The 1,610-nt window shown below is 68.3% G+C and carries 1 protein-coding gene and 1 pseudogene; one reads left to right on the forward strand and one right to left on the reverse strand.

Annotated elements, in window-relative coordinates; all coding sequences use genetic code 11:
• Positions 1-280: pseudogene (locus WBB14_RS27035) on the forward strand (xylulose 5-phosphate 3-epimerase); the annotation flags it as partial.
• 100 nt (positions 281-380) lie between these two features.
• Here the strand turns inward: WBB14_RS27035 and WBB14_RS27040 are convergent.
• Positions 381-1,610, reverse strand: a 1,230-nt coding sequence (locus tag WBB14_RS27040) for a DUF3363 domain-containing protein (RefSeq protein ID WP_424242487.1), incomplete at its 5' end; no start/stop codon positions are given.

A 1,610-nucleotide genomic window follows, 5' to 3' on the forward strand; every position in this document is an offset into this window, starting at 1 on the left:
CCTGCCGCGCGTGATTGTCACGCACACTCGCCCGGAACCCATGCTTGGCATTCTGCGCCGCATTGACAGTGGCCCCGCCAAGACTCGCGCCCTTGGCTACATCAGCCGCGGCGGTACCTTCGATGTCTCTGGCATGCTGTTCGCCAACCGCTGCACCTGGGCACATGTGGTGGATGCAGCAGCGACCGTGGCCGCTTGGAGTCGCGAGGTGCTGCTCGACCGCGCACAGCGCGCTGCTGTCGATGGCACCGGTGATCCAAATGATTTGCTGAGCCCGTGAGTCGGACACGCGAGCGCTGTGCCAGTCACGAAGTGCGCCGACAGCGTTATCCGGCAATATGTCTCCGAGATGTCGCGGTGATCTTTCTCTTGGGGTAGATTCAGCCGATCGACATCCCCCGTCCACGCCGCCCTACATCCCACGACACACCGGCACCCCGGATCGTCGCGGCGATCTGCTGTCCCAGTCGTTGCTCGATCACTGGCTTCCACGGCACCAACCTGAACCCCATGCCGTCATCGAGCATGGCGTAGCGCCCGCTGGCGAGCATGACGGAGCGCCGGTAGATACCGGCCACGCGCTGCCCATCGGCCACCGGGCGATGCTCTAGGCCGGTGTCGGCGGCAATGTCCTTCGCGGCCTGCGCCAGCTCTCGGCTGCGCAGCGTGCCTAACAGGTTGCGTGCAAGGATCACGCGCTGGCCGCGCCGCTCGGCCAGACCCTGTTCGGCCAGGAAGTCGGCCCGCTTTTGCAGCGCATCCTTGACCTCGCTGCCAAAGCCCAGGTCACCCAGGCCCGAGCCGCCGCCGATCAACTGCTGGTCGAGCCAGGTGGCCCCGATCACGTGGGCCTGCCGTTCGATGGGTAGGTGCGATTTCAGCTCCACCGCCACGCCGCCCAGGCGCTGCGCGTCGTAGCGGCGGCCTTGCTCGGGTAGGTCGTCCGGCACCTTCCACAGCCCCTCGGCCACGCGCTCCACGATGCCGGCCCGGCGCAGGGCTTCCAGCCTGCGGACGTGGGCCGCGACGACTTCCCGCGGATCGCGGTCGGGCACGGCCCGACCTTGCTCAATCGCCAGGTGATGGTCGGTGCGGTACAGGCCATCGCTCGCCAGCGCAGCGATGTTGCTGTCGGCCGCGCGCACGTCGGCCGAGCCCTTCACCTCCACCACGGCGCCGGTCGGGTAGTTCGCCAGCTCGTCATGGGCGTTGAGCGCGACGTAGTGGGCCTTGCCGTCCACCCCGTCGATGACCAGATAGCCCCGGTCGCGCAGCTCGTCGGTCAGCCCCTTCGCGGCCACGCGGCCGAGAATGGTGTGGCCGCTTCCGTGGGCATTCGGGCCAGGCTCGAACACCGCCAGCTCGCGCGGCTCGCCGCGCATGGCCCGCTGCATGGTACGGATGATGTCGCCACGCTCGCCCAGGGCGCGCAGGGTTTTTTCCGCATCGGCATGGACAGCCCAGGTACCGGGCTGCATTTCGTCGGCCAGGCCCAGGCGCTGCAAGCGTTGCAGGCGGCCGATCAGCAACAGGCGCTGGCGTTGCAGCCGCGGTTCGTTGAAGCGTTCGATCTGCACTCGGCCGTCCTCGCCGGCCTCGCGTTGCAGGGT

Source organism: Achromobacter sp., from assembly GCF_049647645.1.
In the GTDB taxonomy this organism is placed as follows: domain Bacteria; phylum Pseudomonadota; class Gammaproteobacteria; order Burkholderiales; family Burkholderiaceae_B; genus Achromobacter.